Genomic DNA, 14464 nt, shown 5'->3' with positions numbered 1-14464 from the left:
GAGAAAAGGCCTGCCGCGGCGTTGAGGCAGGCCTTCTTCATGGTGGGACGGGAGCTTCGAGGGGTCAGCCCGTGCGGCGCAGGGCCTCCGAGAGGCGGCCCGCGGCGTCGATCACCGCTTGGGCGTGCATACGGCCGGGGTGGCGGGTGAGCCGCTCGATGGGGCCGGAGACGGAGACCGCGGCGACCACTCGGTTCGACGGCCCGCGTACGGGGGCGGAGACCGAGGCCACGCCCGGCTCGCGCTCGCCGATGGACTGGGCCCACCCCCGGCGCCGTACGCCCGAGAGGGCGGTGGCCGTGAAGCGGGCGCCCTGAAGGCCCCGGTGCAGGCGCTCGGGCTCCTCCCAGGCCATCAGGATCTGTGCCGAGGAACCGGCCTTCATCGTCAGGGTCGACCCGACCGGGACCGTGTCCCGCAGTCCGGACAGACGCTCCGCCGCGGCGACGCAGATGCGCATGTCGCCCTGGCGGCGATAGAGCTGAGCGCTCTCGCCCGTCACATCCCGTAGATGGGTGAGCACCGGGCCCGCCGTCGCGAGGAGGCGGTCCTCGCCGGCGGCCGCGGCCAGCTCGGCCAGCCGGGGGCCGAGGATGAAACGGCCCTGCATGTCGCGTGCCACCATGCGGTGGTGTTCCAGAGCCACGGCCAGGCGGTGGGCCGTGGGCCGTGCGAGTCCGGTGGCGCCGACCAGACCCGCGAGGGTGGCCGGACCGGACTCCAGAGCGCTCAGGACCAGGGCCGCCTTGTCCAGAACGCCGACGCCGCTACTGTTGTCCATGCAACGATACTCGCGTCTCACTCTGTGAAACGCAAGTTCAATTTCGCGTGGACCTTGCCACTCTGGAAGCAGAACAACAACGGCTCGCGGACCGACGAGCCTGGCGGCCGGCGCGCGCCACGAGGGGATTCGCGCGCTCGCCACCTCCGATATCTCTAGTTGGGCCGACACGCTGCCGCGTCGGCCGGAGGGAAAGCGATGGGTAGGACACTCGCGGAGAAGGTCTGGGACGACCACGTCGTCCGGCGCGCCGAGGGCGAGCCCGACCTCCTCTTCATCGATCTGCACCTGCTGCACGAGGTGACCAGCCCCCAGGCCTTCGACGGTCTCCGCAAGAGCGGGCGCAAGGTGCGCCGGCTCGACCTGACCATCGCGACCGAGGACCACAACACCCCCACCCTCGACATCGACAAGCCCATCGCGGACCCGGTCTCCCGCGTCCAGCTGGAGACGCTGCGCGCGAACGCCGCCGAGTTCGGTGTGCGTCTGCACCCGCTGGGCGACGTCGAGCAGGGTGTCGTGCACGTCGTCGGACCGCAGCTGGGACTGACCCAGCCCGGTATGACGGTCGTCTGCGGTGACTCCCACACCTCGACGCACGGCGCCTTCGGCGGTCTGGCGTTCGGTATCGGCACCTCCCAGGTGGAGCACGTGCTGGCCACGCAGACCCTGCCGCTGGTCCGTCCCAAGACCATGGCGATCACGGTCGAGGGCGAGCTGGCCGAAGGGGTCACCGCCAAGGACCTGATCCTGGCGATCATCGCCAAGATCGGTACGGGCGGCGGCCAGGGCTACGTCCTGGAGTACCGGGGCCCCGCCATCGAGAAGCTCTCGATGGAGGCCCGCATGACCATCTGCAACATGTCGATCGAGGCCGGTGCCCGCGCGGGCATGATCGCCCCCGACGAGACCACCTTCGACTACCTCAAGGGCCGTCCCCACGCCCCCGAGGGCGAGGACTGGGACGCGGCCGTCGCGTACTGGAAGACGCTGAAGACGGACGAGGACGCCGAGTTCGACGCCGAGGTGATCATCGACGCTGCCTCTCTGTCGCCGTTCGTCACGTGGGGCACCAACCCCGGCCAGGGCGCGCCGCTTTCGGCCTCGGTCCCCGACCCGGCTTCGTACGAGGACGCTTCGGAGCGCCTCGCCGCCGAAAAGGCCCTGGAGTACATGGGGTTGGAGGCCGGCCAGCCGCTGAAGTCCATCACCGTGGACACCGTCTTCGTAGGTTCGTGCACCAACGGCCGCATCGAGGACCTGCGTGCCGCCGCCGAACTGGTCAAGGGCCGCAAAGTCGCCGACGGCGTACGGATGCTGGTCGTCCCCGGCTCCGCGCGGGTCGGTCTGCAGGCCGTCTCCGAGGGGCTGGACGTGGTCTTCAAGGAGGCCGGCGCCGAGTGGCGGCACGCGGGCTGCTCGATGTGTCTGGGCATGAACCCCGACCAGCTGGCCCCCGGTGAGCGCTCCGCGTCCACCTCCAACCGCAACTTCGAGGGCAGGCAGGGCAAGGGCGGCCGTACTCACCTGGTCTCGCCGCAGGTAGCCGCCGCGACGGCCGTCCTCGGCCACCTGGCGTCCCCCGCCGACCTGTCCGACGCCGACACCCCCGCGCCCGCTGGAGTCTGAACAGCCATGGAAGCATTCACCACGCACACCGGCCGGGCCGTCCCGCTGCGCCGCAGCAACGTCGACACCGACCAGATCATCCCCGCCCACTGGCTCAAGAAGGTGACCAGGGACGGCTTCGAGGACGGGCTGTTCGAGGCCTGGCGCAAGGACGAGACCTTCGTCCTCAACCAGCCCGAGCGCCAGGGCGCCACCGTCCTGGTCGCCGGCCCCGACTTCGGCACCGGCTCCTCCCGTGAGCACGCGGTGTGGGCGCTGCAGAACTACGGCTTCAAGGCTGTCATCTCCTCGCGCTTCGCCGACATCTTCCGCGGCAACTCGCTCAAGAACGGCCTGCTCACGGTCGTCCTGGAGCAGAAGATCGTGGACGCGCTGCAGCAGCTCACGGAGAACGACCCGCAGGCCGAGATCACGGTCGACCTCCAGGCCCGCGAGGTGCGCGCCGAGGGCATCACCGCCTCCTTCGAGCTGGACGAGAACTCCCGCTGGCGGCTGCTGAACGGGCTGGACGACATCTCCATCACCCTCCAGAACGAGGCCGACATCTCCGCGTACGAGGCCAAGCGGCCGTCGTACAAGCCGAGGACGCTGAAGGTCTGATCCGTCGGCCCGGACCCCCTTCGGGCGGGCCGCGCAAGACGGAATCCAGCCACCGCGACACCCCCAGGTACCCCCAATCGTGCACGGTTGGGGGTACCTCCATGTCCGGGTCCGGGGACCTTCGAAGTCATGTGCAGAAAGGTTTCAACTCCCCTAGTTACAAAGGTGATTGCCGGGGTACGCGCATCATGGTGTGGCATCGGTCCGGGGTGCTCCACGGGCCCCGGGGAGACGGCAGTTGCCCCCTGCGCAGGCGACAACTCGCCCCAGATGGCACAATCTGTGCATGGAACACGACGGCCAACTCGAGCTCTATGCGGCGGTCGCGGGCCAACTCAAGGAAGCGCACGCAAGAGTGCGCGCACTGCAAGTCCCGGAGGGCGTACGCATGGCGCTGACCCGGAAGCTGCTGGTCATTACGGCCGTGGCCAAGCACGATCTCGCCGACGCGGCAAGGCGTCTGGAGAGCTTCACGACGGACCTCGACGAGGGGCGAATGCCCGTAGAGGAACGCTGAAGGAACTCCATGACGGTCCGAGTTCGTTGCGGCACAAGGGTGATAAGCCCGTTTCGTGTTTGATTTGCGGTATATATCTGCCTAACGTGCGAAAAAGCTTGAACACTATCGTTCGGGCGATGTCTCCGAAGGGGAAGACGTGAACAAGGCGCAGCTCGTAGAAGCGATTGCGGACAAGGTCGGCGGGCGTCAGCAGGCCGCCGACGCGGTCGACGCTGTTCTGGACGCCATCGTCCGCGCGGTCGTCGGCGGGGACCGGGTGTCGGTCACCGGCTTCGGTTCGTTCGAGAAGGTCGACCGGCCGGCCCGTTACGCCCGCAACCCGCAGACGGGTGAGCGGGTTCGGGTCAAGAAGACCTCCGTGCCGCGGTTCCGCGCGGGCCAGGGCTTCAAGGACCTGGTGAGCGGCTCGAAGAAGCTTCCCCGTGGTGGCGAGGTCGCGGTCAAGAAGGCGCCCAAGGGCAGCCTGAGCGGTGGGGCTTCGGCGACGGTCAAGAAGGCGGCGGCGAAGAAGACCACCGCGAAGAAGACGACCGCCCGCAAGACCACGGCCGCCGCCAAGAAGACGACGGCCGCCGCGAAGAAGACCACGGCGAAGAAGACGACCGCCAAGAAGGCGCCCTCGAAGACGGCGGCGCAGAAGACGACCGCCAAGAAGACGACGGCCGCGGCGAAGAAGACCGCGGCGAAGAACGCCCCGGCCAAGAAGGCCACCGCGAAGAAGGCGCCGGCCAAGAAGTCGACGGCTCGCAAGACGACCGCGAAGAAGACCGCCGCGCGTCAGGCCTAGGCCGTCGGGTACTCACACACACGCGCCGGGCCGGGTTCCTGTGGGGAGCCCGGCCCGCGGCGTGTTCTGCGGGGGAGTTCCGAGCGCCTGCCTGCCGTGAGGGACTCGCGGGACGGCGCGCTCAGAACGTCTGCAGGGTGATCAAGGTGATGCGCAGGGCCTCGCCCTCGCCCTCCGTCTCGATGCGGACGCGCTGACCCGGGCGCAGAAGGCGCAGGGCGCCCGCGTCGAAGGCCGGGGTGTCGAAGGGGAGCGGGGTGCCGTCGTCGAGGAGGACCTGGCCGGTGCGGGTGGCGGGGTCGTAGGTGTACGCGGTGGCCTGCATGGCCGCAGCCTACTGGCCGGGGATCAGCAGGCGCGCGGCCGCGGCGGCCGTACGGGGACCGACGCCGAGGCCGAGGGCCGTGCGGAGGTCGTCGCCGGTGTCGACGTCCTGGCGCACGGAGTCCACCTCGGTGAGCGCGAGCTCCACGGCGCCGGAGTGGCGGTGGCGCCGACGGGAGTCGGGGCCGAAGACGGGGGAGAGGTCATGGCCGGGGGTCGCGGCGAGCAGGGTCGTACCGGTGCCGGCCGCGTCGGGGAGGAAAGCGCGGGGGAATTCGGCGGCCGCGTTCAGTACCCGGGTCAATTCCCCCGGTCGCAGGGCGGGGAGATCCGCGTTCAGGGCCGCCAGGGGCATTTGCGGGCGTACATCGCGTACGACGGCCACCGCATGCCGCAGAGCGCCGTTCAGGCCGCCCCGGGAGCCTTCGCGGGGATCCTCGGGGACGGTGCGGGCGCCCAGGGCCGCGAGCTCGCGCGCGGCCAGCGGGTCGTCCGTGACCACCACCACACCCCGGACCGCTGTCGCGGCCAGGGCCGCGGCCACCGTGTCCTGCGCGAAGGCGAGAGCCAGGCCGGGGCGCACCCCGTCGTCGGCGGTGTCCGCGAGCCTGCTCTTGGCCCGCGCCAGGGGCTTCAGGGGTACGACCAGGGTCCACTGCACGGGCGTTCCGTCCCTCTCTCGTCGCGGCCATTGTCACCTGGGGGCCATGGACGGCCGCAGGGCGGGGCGTACGGTGTTCTCGACAGACCGGCAGCCCGGGGCGACACTTGTGCGGCTCCGGGCCCCCGGAACAGGCCCTGGGAAGTCCTAGAGGAAGGTGTCCGCGTGCCCCGCCGGAGAATCGGCTTCTGGTACCGCCTCGCCGCGGTGATCGCCAAACCACCCCTGGTGGTGCTGATCAAGCGGGACTGGCGCGGAATGGAGAACATTCCGGCCGAGGGTGGATTTATCACTGCCGTGAACCACAATTCGCATGTAGATCCCTTTGCGTACGCCCATTATCAGTACAACAGCGGCCGGGTTCCGCGATTTCTCGCGAAGAGCGGTCTCTTCGGCAAGGGATTCATCGGCGCCGTGATGCGCGGCACCGGGCAGATTCCCGTCTATCGCGAGAGCACCGACGCGCTGAGCGCCTTCCGGGCCGCGATCGACGCCGTGGAGCGCGGCGAGTGCGTCGCCTTCTACCCCGAGGGCACCCTCACCCGCGACCCGGACGGCTGGCCCATGACCGGCAAGACCGGTGCCGCGCGGGTCGCCCTGCAGACCAGGTGCCCGGTGATCCCCGTCGCGCAGTGGGGCGCCAACGAACTCCTGCCGCCGTACGCCAGGAGACCGCACCTCCTGCCGCGCAAGACCCACCACGTCCTCGCGGGCCCGCCCGTCGACCTCTCGCGTTTCTACGGCCGGGAGATGAGCCCCGACCTGCTGAAGGACGCGACGGAGGTCATCATGGCCGCCATCACCCACCAGCTGGAGGAGATCCGCGGCGAGAAGGCCCCCGCGACGCCGTACGACCCCAAGCGGGAGCGGATCGAGCAGCGGCGCAGGAGTGCCCGCGCGGTCCTCGACAATGGGAAGCGGCAACAGCACAGCACGGTCCAGCGGGCCCAGGAACATCAGGAAGAGGGGCAGGGCAAGTGAGCAAGCCGGTCAAGGCGGCCGTCTTCGGCACCGGTTCGTGGGGCACGGCCTTCGGCATGGTGCTCGCCGACGCGGGATGCGACACCGTTCTGTGGGGACGGCGTCCGGAACTCGCGGACGCGGTCAACTCCACCCGGACCAACCCGGACTACCTTCCCGGCGTGGAGCTCCCGGAGAACCTGCGGGCCACCTCGGACGCCGCCGAGGCCGCCGCGGACGCCGACTTCACCGTCCTCGCCGTCCCCTCCCAGACCCTGCGCGCGAACCTTGCCGACTGGACCGGTCTGCTGGCCCCCGGCACCGTCCTCGTCTCGCTGATGAAAGGCGTCGAACTCGGTTCCGCCATGCGGATGAGCGAGGTGATCGAGGACGTGGCCAAGGTGGGCCAGGACCGCGTCGCCGTCGTCACCGGGCCCAACCTGGCCCGTGAGATCGCCTCCCGCATGCCGGCTGCCTCCGTGGTCGCCTGCACCGACGAGGCGGTCGCCCAGAAGCTCCAGGCCGCCTGCCACACGCCGTACTTCCGCCCGTACACCAACACCGACGTCGTCGGCTGCGAACTGGGCGGCGCGGTGAAGAACGTCATCGGTCTCGCCGTCGGCATCGCGGACGGCATGGGCCTCGGCGACAACGCCAAGGGATCGCTCATCACCCGCGGTCTCGCGGAGACGACCCGGCTCGGTCTCGCGATGGGCGCCGACCCGCTCACCTTCGCCGGACTCGCGGGTCTGGGCGACCTGGTGGCGACCTGTTCCTCGCCGCTCTCCCGCAACCACACCTTCGGCACCAACCTCGGCAGGGGCATGACCCTCCAGGAGACCATCGCGGTCACCAAGCAGACCGCCGAGGGCGTCAAGTCCTGCGAATCCGTACTGGACTTGGCCCGTCGGCACGGCGTCGACATGCCCATCACCGAGACGGTCGTCGACATCGTCCACGACGGCAAGCCGCCGGTCGTCGCCCTCAAGGAGATGATGTCGCGCAGCGCCAAGCCGGAGCGACGCTGAGCGAAAGCGACCGTTCGGGCACTGACTCGCGCCCTACCACCGGGTACTCTCGACGCGATATGAGCAGCGAGAACCTCCCCCAGAGCCCTGAGCAGCCGTCCCGCAAGCCGCGCGTGGCCGTCGTCTTCGGCGGCCGCAGCTCGGAACACGGGATCTCCGTGGTCACGGCCGGCGCCGTACTGCGTGCCATCGACCGGACGAAGTACGACGTCCTGCCGATCGGCATCACGCGGGACGGCCGTTGGGCGCTCACCGCCGACGAACCGGACCGGATGGCGATCACCGAACGCCGTACGCCGAGCGTCGAGGAACTCGCCGAGTCCCGGGAGGGCGGCGTGATCCTGCCCGTCGACCCCGCCAACCGCGAAGTCGTCTACAGCGAGCCCGGTTCGGTGCCCAAGGCCCTCGGCGAGGTCGACGTCGTCTTCCCCGTCCTGCACGGCCCCTACGGTGAGGACGGCACCCTCCAGGGACTCCTGGAACTCTCCGGTGTCCCGTACGTCGGCTCGGGTGTCCTCGCCTCGGCCGTCGGCCAGGACAAGGAGTACATGAAGCGGGTGTTCACCTCCTTCGGACTCAAGGTCGGTCCGTACGTGGTGATCCGGCCGCGCGAGTGGCAGCTCGACGAGGCCGCCGCCCGCAAGAAGATCATCGACCTCGCCGGTGAGCACGGCTGGCCCCTGTTCGTGAAGCCCGCCCGCGCGGGTTCCTCCATCGGCATCACCAAGGTCGACGACCTGGACGGCCTCGACGAGGCGATCGCCGAGGCCCAGCGCCACGATCCGAAGATCCTGGTCGAGGCGGCCCTGCGTGGCCGTGAGATCGAATGCGGCGTCCTGGAGTTCGAGGACGGTCCGCGCGCCTCCGTGCCCGCCGAGATCCCGCCGCCCGAGGCCCACGCGTACTACGACTTCGAGGCCAAGTACATCGACTCGACGCCCGGCCTCGTCCCGGCCCCGCTGACCCCGCAGGAGACGGCCGAGGTCCAGCGGCTCGCGGTCGACGCCTTCGAGGCGGCCTCCTGCGAGGGCCTGGTCCGCGCCGACTTCTTCCTCACGGAGGACGGCGACTTCGTCATCAACGAGATCAACACGCTCCCCGGCTTCACACCGATCTCGATGTACCCGGCGATGTGGAAGGCGAGCGGCATCGCATACCCGGAACTGGTGGACCGCCTGATCCAGGCCGCGCTGCACCGGCCGACAGGCCTGCGCTGAGAGCGACCCCGGCGAGGCCGAAGGCCCCACGGAGGGCGGGCGCGGGGAGCCGCGCGACCGGTCACGAACCGGCCCGCGGCCTCTCGACCGCCTCCTGAGGCACCCCTCAGGAGGCGACCCCCTCAGGTATCGCCTTCTTGATCGCGGGCGCCAGCCCCACCAGGATCGGCGACGTGTCCTCGGCGGCCCGCTCGGCCGCCACCGACACCTCCACGTACGCGGAACGATTGGCCGTGGTGAAGCGGTAGGCGCCACCGTCCCGCTTCTCCATCAGCCAGTCCACCCCGTCGACGGCCCCGGCCACCGCGTCGGCGTCCCGCCCCTCGGCCACCCCGGGGTCGACCATCTTGGGCGGCTGGGGCACCCCGCAGCGCAGTATGATCACCGCGTCGCCCCAGCCAGCCGTCAGCGAGGAGGCGGGCTGAGGATCCCGGCGGCCGAGACCGTCCACCTTCCGCGGCAGCACCTCGTCCAGGTTCCGGCACAGTTTCGTCGCGGCGGCCCCCGGGCTGGGAACCGCCGCCGAGCCGCTGTCGTCTGCTGAGGAGCAGCCCGCGACAACGATCAACGACACGGCCAGGACGGGCAGCCCGAGACGAGCGGGGCGCCGGTGACGGAACGGGTTCACCGGGCAAGGGTAGACGGGGGCTACAGGTGAACGACCGGGCAGGTCAGGGTGCGGGTGATCCCGTCCACTTGCTGGACCTTGGCGACCACCAGCCGGCCGAGGTCGTCGACGGTGTCGGCCTGGGCGCGCACGATGACGTCGTACGGGCCCGTCACGTCCTCGGCCTGGATCACCCCAGGGAGCTTGCTGATCGTGTCGGCGACGGTCGACGCTTTGCCGACCTCCGTCTGGATCAGGATGTACGCCTGTACCACGGAACCTCCAGGGCGGCCACGAGGATCATGTGGATCATGTCGGGAAAAGGAACGCCACGGTATCGCGTCGCCGAGCGCCAGGGGGAGACCCCTGGAGGCCGCGCCGCGCGCACCGGGGTGCGGCGGCGACGGAAGTTGACGGTCCACTCGACCGTACCGAGGACGACAACGGCCCGCGACCGGGCGCGAGTGACACTGGAAGCGGCACGAGAAGGGGCGATACGACGATGAAGGGCACCGTGGGAGAGCTGGGGGAGTTCGGGCTCATCAGGGAGCTCACCTCCCGGCTCACCACCACCCCGGCGGTCCGGGTCGGCCCCGGCGACGACGCCGCCGTGGTGGCGGCGCCGGACCGCAGGGTCGTGGCGAGCACCGACCTCCTCCTGGAGGGGCGGCACTTCCGGCGTGACTGGTCCACGGCGTACGACGTGGGGCGCAAGGCCGCCGCGCAGAACCTCGCGGACATCGCCGCCATGGGTGCCGTGCCCACCGCCCTGCTCCTCGGTCTGGTCGCGCCCGCCGAACTCCCGGTCACCTGGGCCACCGAGCTGATGGACGGCCTGCGCGACGAGTGCCAGGTGGCCGGCGCGGCCGTGGTCGGCGGTGACGTCGTCCGCGGCGACACGATCATGATCTCGATCACCGCCCTCGGTGATCTGCGCAACCACGAGCCCGTGACCAGGGGCGGGGCCCAGCCCGGTGACGTCGTCGCCGTCACCGGCTGGCTCGGCTGGTCCGCCGCCGGGCACGCGGTGCTCTCCCGGGGCTTCCGCTCGCCGCGCGCCTTCGTGGAGGCCCACCGGCGTCCCGAGCCGCCGTACCACGCGGGCCCGGCCGCCGCCGCCCTCGGCGCGACCGCGATGTGCGACGTCAGCGACGGGCTGATCGCGGACCTGGGGCACATCGCCGAGGCGAGCAAGTGCCGGATCGACGTCCGCTCCGGCGCCATCGATATCCCCACCCAGATGCACGACATCGGCCAGGCCGTCGGTGTCGACCCCCTCCAGTGGGTGCTCACCGGGGGTGAGGACCACGCGATCGTGGCCACCTTCCCGCAGGACGTGAAGCTGCCCGCGCGGTGGAAGGTGATCGGCGAGGTCCTCAACCCCTCCGCCCTGCCCCAGGTGACCGTCGACGGGGCGCCCTGGACCAGCAAGGGCGGCTGGGACCACTTCGGGGACATCGAGTCATGAGCTCGGCCATGAGTTCGGCCATGAACGCGGCGCCGCCGAGGGTCCTCACCGTGGCCGGGTCCGACTCCGGCGGCGGGGCCGGCATCCAGGCCGACTTGAAGACGATGCTCGCGCTCGGGGTGCACGGCATGAGTGTCGTCACCGCCGTCACCGCGCAGAACTCCCTCGGTGTGCAGGGCGCTTGGGAGCTGCCCGTGGCGGCGGTGCGCGCCCAGTACCGCAGCGTCGTCGACGACATCGGTGTCCAGGCCGTCAAGACCGGCATGCTCGCCTCCGCCGAACTCGTCGAGGCCGTCGCCGAGTTGCTGGCCGCCACCGACGCCCCGGTCGTCGTCGACCCGGTCGGCGTCTCCAAGCACGGCGACCCCCTCCTCGCCGCCTCCGCGCTGGACTCGGTACGGACGCGGCTGCTGCCGGTGGCCACCGTGGCGACGCCGAACCTCGACGAGGTGACCCAACTCACCGGTGTCCGGGTCGAGTCGGAGGCCGGGCTGCGCGAGGCGGCCGAGGCCGTGCTGGCGTACGGGCCGCGGTGGGCACTGATCAAGGGCGGCCATCTCCCGGGGGAAGCCGTCGATCTGCTCACCGACGGCTCCGAGGAGCACTGGCTCCGCGCCCCCAGGTACGACAACCGGCACACCCATGGCACGGGCTGCACCCTCGCCTCCGCGATCGCCGCACACCTCGCCGGGGGGCGGACCGTGCCGGACGCCGTCGCGGCGGCCAAGGAGTACGTCACGGGCGCGATCGCCGCCGGGTTCGCGCTCGGCGGGGGGATCGGGCCGGTGGACCACGGGTGGGCTCTCAGGCGGGGTACTCCGGCAGCTTGATGTTCGTCGCCGACTTCTCGGTGACGCGCTTGAAGAAGGCCGCCGACGGGCGGGAGGCGAGGAGCCGGTACATCCGGTCCCGGCTGCGGATCCGTCGCCCGGTGGGCGGCGCGAAGAACGGGCCCGCGTTCCCCGAGGTCTTCTGACACCCCTTGGCGAAGTCCCGGATCCGGCTCTCGTACGCGGCGAACGCCGTACGGTGCTCGCCACCCGCCAGGGCGAGTTCACCGGCCAGGACGTACGCGCCGACGATCGCCACCCCGGTGCCCGTGCCGCCCATCGTGGCGCCGTATCCCGCGTCGCCGAGCAGCGCCACCCGGCCCTCGGTGAGCCGGTCGACATGGATCTGGGCGATCGGGTCGAAGTACAGCTCGTCGGCCGCTTCCAGCGCCTTGAGGACGGACGGCCCCTGCCGGCCCGTACCCGCGAACCGCTCGGCGAGGATGCGCTTCTGCGCGGCGACGTCCTGACGGTCGTACGACAGCCGCTCGGAACGGAAGACCAGCAGGGCGACCGCGAGGTCCGGGTCGTCGCCGTAGTTGCCGAGGGCGATCGCCCGGCCGGACAGCCGCCGAGCACGAGTCCGACGAACGGGGCGGCCTCCTCGACCAGGTGCTCGCAGTGGTCGAGCACGAGCAGCGGCTCACGCTCCTCCAGGGCACCCAACAACCGCTCCCTGGCCTCCGCGACCGGGCTCCCCGGCCCGCGCGTGCCCTCGCGTACGGCGTTCGTGGGCACGGCGTCGTCAGGGAACAGCAAGAAGCCGGTCCACCTCAGGTGGACCGGCTCGATGCAGCGAACCAGCAGTGGCCGCGCGCTTAGCTGTGCGTCAGCGCGAGACCTTGCCGGCCTTGATGCACGAGGTGCAGGCGTTCACGCGCTTCGGCGTCCCGCCGACCACGGTACGGACGCGCTGGATGTTGGGGTTCCAGCGACGGGACGTACGGCGGTGCGAGTGCGAGATGTTGTTGCCGAAGCCCGGCCCCTTGCCGCAGACGTCGCAGTTGGCAGCCACGGGTCACTCCAAAGACTTCAGATGCACTTACGGATGATCCCGGCAGGCCGGGATCGAGATCGCAGGATCAGAGATCTGAGTGGCGTTGCCAGGGGGAATGGCCCGATGTGGATCGGGCAACCGGAGCAGCATACTACGACCGCGCCAGTACAACGAAACTACCATGGCCGCGCAGCAGCCCTGTCCCGCCCCCTTCCGGCGGACACCCCTCCAAGGTCTACTCTGCGTGCCAGTCCCAGCAGCTCAAGGAGGCGCAGGTGCCGCAGGTGCCGCAGACATTCTTCGATGCTCTCGCGGTGCGCACCTGGTGCGGACTCGCGCTGGCGGCGCTGGGACGCGCACGCGAGGAGATCGACGCCATCAACGTGTACCCGGTGGCCGACGGCGACACCGGGACCAACCTGTACCTGACGATGGAGTCGGCCGTGGCGGCGGTCGAGGCGGTGTTCGCGGGCCACGAGACGGCCGGCCGGCCGGCCGGAGCGGGGCAGCCCACGCTCGCCGAGGCCGCGCGGGCCATGGCGCACGGCGCGCTGATCGGCGCCCGGGGGAACTCCGGGACGATCCTCGCCCAGCTCCTGCGGGGCATGGCCCAGGTCCTCGCCGACGACGGTGGGGCGCCCCGCACCGACGGCCGGGGCCTGCGGCTCGCGCTGCGGCACGCCGCCGACTCCGCCCGTGACGCCGTGGCGCACCCCGTCGAGGGCACCGTCCTCACCGTCGCCTCCGCCGCCGCCGACGCGGCCGGTGACGCCGAGGACGACTGCGGGACCGTCGCCCGTGCCGCCTACGAGGGCGCGGGCAGGGCCCTCGCGGCGACCCCCGCCCAGCTGGCCGCCCTGGCTCGCGCCGGTGTCGTGGACGCGGGCGGACGGGGTCTGGTGGCGGTGCTGGCGGCGCTGGTGGAGACGTTCACGGGAGAGGCGCCGAGAGCGATGGCCGTTCCCGCCGTGCACGCGCGCGTGGCTGTCGCCGAAGCCGCGGCGGAGGTGTGCGAAGCGGACGACCGGCCCGAGACGGGCGGCCCGGCCTTCGAGGTGATCTACCTCCTGGAGGCGGACGACACGGCGGTGGCGCGCCTACGGCGGCGCCTGGACGAACTGGGGGACTCCCTCGTCGTGGTCGGCGGGGACGGACTGTGGAACGTCCATGTGCACGTCGACGACGCGGGGGCCGCCGTGGAGGCCGGGGTCGAGGCCGGGCGGCCGTACCGGATCCGGATCACCCACTTCGGGGCCGAGGACGCCCACATGACCGGCGAGGCCGCGAGGCAGCCGCGCGAGCGCGCCGGGCGGGCCGTCGTGGCCGTCGTGCCGGGGGAGGGGCTGGCCCGGCTCTACGCCGAGGCCGGCGCCACCACGGTGCTGGCCCGGCCCGGGGAGCCGCCCGCCAGCGGGGAGCTCGTGGAGGCCGTGCGGCGCGCCCACGCGCGCGAGGTGGTGCTGCTGCCCAACGACGCGGACCTGCGGCACACGGCGGCAGCCGCCGCCGAGCAGGCCCGCGCCGAGGGCGTCCGGGTCGCCCTCATCCCCACCCGCTCGGCCGTCCAGGGCATCGCCGCCCTCGCCGTCCACGAGCCCGAACGCCGTTTCGACGAGGACGTCGTCTCCATGACCTCCGCCGCGGGCGCCACCCGTTACGCCGAGGTCGTCATCGCCGAGCGCCAGTCCTGGACCATGGCGGGCATCTGCCAGGCCGGCGACGTCCTCGGTCTCGTCGACGGGGACGTCGCCGTCATCGGGTCGGATGTCACGGTGACCGCGGCGGCGGTGGTGGACCGGATGCTGGCGGCCGGTGGGGAGATGGTCACGCTGGTGCTGGGGGACGAGGCGCCGGCGGATGTGGTGGAGCGGGTGGAGGCCAGGGTGCGTGAGGGGTATCTGGCGGTGGACACGGTGGTGTATCGGGGTGGGCGGCAGGGGGCGTTGCTGCTGATCGGCGTGGAGTAGAAAGCTTTTCGCCCCCGCCGCCCCTACCCGTTCCGTCCCCAGGGGCTGCGCCCCTTCGACCCCGCCCGGTCGGTGGTCGACCGCGGCC

General features: G+C 71.4%; 16 protein-coding genes and 1 pseudogene. 10 read left to right on the top strand and 7 right to left on the bottom strand.

The annotated features are described in order from the left end of the window. Positions 1 to 64: 64 nt before the first annotated feature. The gene (gene ndgR, locus RM704_RS13010; protein ID WP_020270051.1) at positions 65 to 781 is read right to left on the bottom strand and encodes an IclR family transcriptional regulator NdgR; all 717 of its coding nucleotides are present in this window, start codon (positions 779 to 781) and stop codon (positions 65 to 67) included. A 198-nt stretch (positions 782 to 979) separates the two neighbouring features. Here ndgR and leuC point away from each other — a divergent pair, with 198 nt between their 5' ends. The 4 genes from leuC to RM704_RS12990 all read left to right on the top strand — a co-directional run bounded on the left by leuC (position 980) and on the right by RM704_RS12990 (position 4317). Beyond that, positions 980 to 2410, top strand: a complete 1431-nt coding sequence (gene leuC, locus RM704_RS13005) for a 3-isopropylmalate dehydratase large subunit (RefSeq protein ID WP_033526890.1) — start codon at positions 980 to 982, stop codon at positions 2408 to 2410. 6 nt (positions 2411 to 2416) lie between these two features. Continuing rightward, positions 2417 to 3010: a 3-isopropylmalate dehydratase small subunit gene (gene leuD / locus RM704_RS13000; RefSeq protein ID WP_033526891.1), complete on the top strand. Its 594-nt coding sequence runs from the start codon at positions 2417 to 2419 to the stop codon at positions 3008 to 3010. 286 nt (positions 3011 to 3296) lie between these two features. Then, positions 3297 to 3527 (top strand): SCO5555 family protein, encoded by a 231-nt coding sequence (locus RM704_RS12995; protein ID WP_033526892.1) that lies wholly within the window; start codon positions 3297 to 3299, stop codon positions 3525 to 3527. 139 nt (positions 3528 to 3666) lie between these two features. Continuing rightward, entirely contained in the window at positions 3667 to 4317 is a 651-nt protein-coding gene (locus RM704_RS12990; RefSeq protein ID WP_033526893.1) for an HU family DNA-binding protein, read from the top strand. 121 nt (positions 4318 to 4438) lie between these two features. Here the strand turns inward: RM704_RS12990 and RM704_RS12985 are convergent, their stop codons facing one another. Both RM704_RS12985 and cofC read right to left on the bottom strand, forming a co-directional pair. Then, entirely contained in the window at positions 4439 to 4642 is a 204-nt protein-coding gene (locus RM704_RS12985) for a hypothetical protein (protein WP_033526894.1), read from the bottom strand. 9 nt (positions 4643 to 4651) lie between these two features. Next, positions 4652 to 5302, bottom strand: a complete 651-nt coding sequence (cofC, locus tag RM704_RS12980; protein WP_033526895.1) for a 2-phospho-L-lactate guanylyltransferase — start codon at positions 5300 to 5302, stop codon at positions 4652 to 4654. Between the two features lie 165 nt (positions 5303 to 5467). Between cofC and RM704_RS12975 the strand changes: the two genes are divergently transcribed. Genes RM704_RS12975 through RM704_RS12965 form a run of 3 tightly spaced genes read left to right on the top strand, consistent with a single transcriptional unit; the run spans position 5468 to position 8507 of the window. Continuing rightward, positions 5468 to 6283 (top strand): lysophospholipid acyltransferase family protein, encoded by an 816-nt coding sequence (locus RM704_RS12975; RefSeq protein ID WP_033526896.1) that lies wholly within the window; start codon positions 5468 to 5470, stop codon positions 6281 to 6283. Beyond that, positions 6280 to 7290: an NAD(P)H-dependent glycerol-3-phosphate dehydrogenase gene (locus tag RM704_RS12970; RefSeq protein ID WP_033526897.1), complete on the top strand. Its 1011-nt coding sequence runs from the start codon at positions 6280 to 6282 to the stop codon at positions 7288 to 7290. The genes RM704_RS12975 and RM704_RS12970 overlap by 4 nt, the downstream gene beginning before the upstream one ends. 59 nt (positions 7291 to 7349) lie before the next feature. Then, complete coding sequence (locus tag RM704_RS12965) at positions 7350 to 8507, top strand: D-alanine--D-alanine ligase family protein (protein ID WP_033526898.1); 1158 nt, start codon at positions 7350 to 7352, stop codon at positions 8505 to 8507. A gap of 106 nt (positions 8508 to 8613) precedes the next feature. Here RM704_RS12965 and RM704_RS12960 read toward each other — a convergent pair whose 3' ends face one another. Beyond that, positions 8614 to 9135: a DUF3515 domain-containing protein gene (locus RM704_RS12960; RefSeq protein WP_033526899.1), complete on the bottom strand. Its 522-nt coding sequence runs from the start codon at positions 9133 to 9135 to the stop codon at positions 8614 to 8616. A gap of 20 nt (positions 9136 to 9155) precedes the next feature. Next, the gene (locus RM704_RS12955; RefSeq protein ID WP_033526900.1) at positions 9156 to 9389 is read right to left on the bottom strand and encodes an Lrp/AsnC family transcriptional regulator; all 234 of its coding nucleotides are present in this window, start codon (positions 9387 to 9389) and stop codon (positions 9156 to 9158) included. 227 nt (positions 9390 to 9616) lie between these two features. Between RM704_RS12955 and RM704_RS12950 the strand changes: the two genes are divergently transcribed. Both RM704_RS12950 and thiD read left to right on the top strand, forming a co-directional pair. After that, entirely contained in the window at positions 9617 to 10582 is a 966-nt protein-coding gene (locus RM704_RS12950; RefSeq protein ID WP_033526901.1) for a thiamine-phosphate kinase, read from the top strand. 20 nt (positions 10583 to 10602) lie between these two features. Next, positions 10603 to 11412, top strand: coding sequence for a bifunctional hydroxymethylpyrimidine kinase/phosphomethylpyrimidine kinase (gene thiD / locus RM704_RS12945; protein ID WP_033526902.1), 810 nt, complete (start codon positions 10603 to 10605; stop codon positions 11410 to 11412). On the opposite strand, the pseudogene RM704_RS12940 reads toward thiD, so the two are convergent. Together RM704_RS12940 and rpmB are read right to left on the bottom strand one after the other, a co-directional pair. Next, positions 11387 to 11974, bottom strand: a pseudogene (locus RM704_RS12940) (Rossmann-fold NAD(P)-binding domain-containing protein); the annotation flags it as partial. The gene thiD and the pseudogene RM704_RS12940 overlap by 26 nt on opposite strands. Before the next feature lie 267 nt (positions 11975 to 12241). After that, a complete protein-coding gene (gene rpmB, locus RM704_RS12935) occupies positions 12242 to 12427 on the bottom strand; it encodes a 50S ribosomal protein L28 (protein WP_003993230.1) in 186 nt (61 codons plus the stop codon). Positions 12428 to 12684: 257 nt separating this feature from the next. Here rpmB and RM704_RS12930 point away from each other — a divergent pair, with 257 nt between their 5' ends. Next, complete coding sequence (locus RM704_RS12930) at positions 12685 to 14376, top strand: DAK2 domain-containing protein (protein WP_033526903.1); 1692 nt, start codon at positions 12685 to 12687, stop codon at positions 14374 to 14376. The last annotated feature ends 88 nt before the right edge of the window (positions 14377 to 14464 follow it).

The organism is Streptomyces gottesmaniae (genome assembly GCF_031845845.1).
Lineage (GTDB): Bacteria > Actinomycetota > Actinomycetes > Streptomycetales > Streptomycetaceae > Streptomyces > Streptomyces akebiae.
This window is presented reverse-complemented; position numbering and strand designations above follow the sequence as displayed.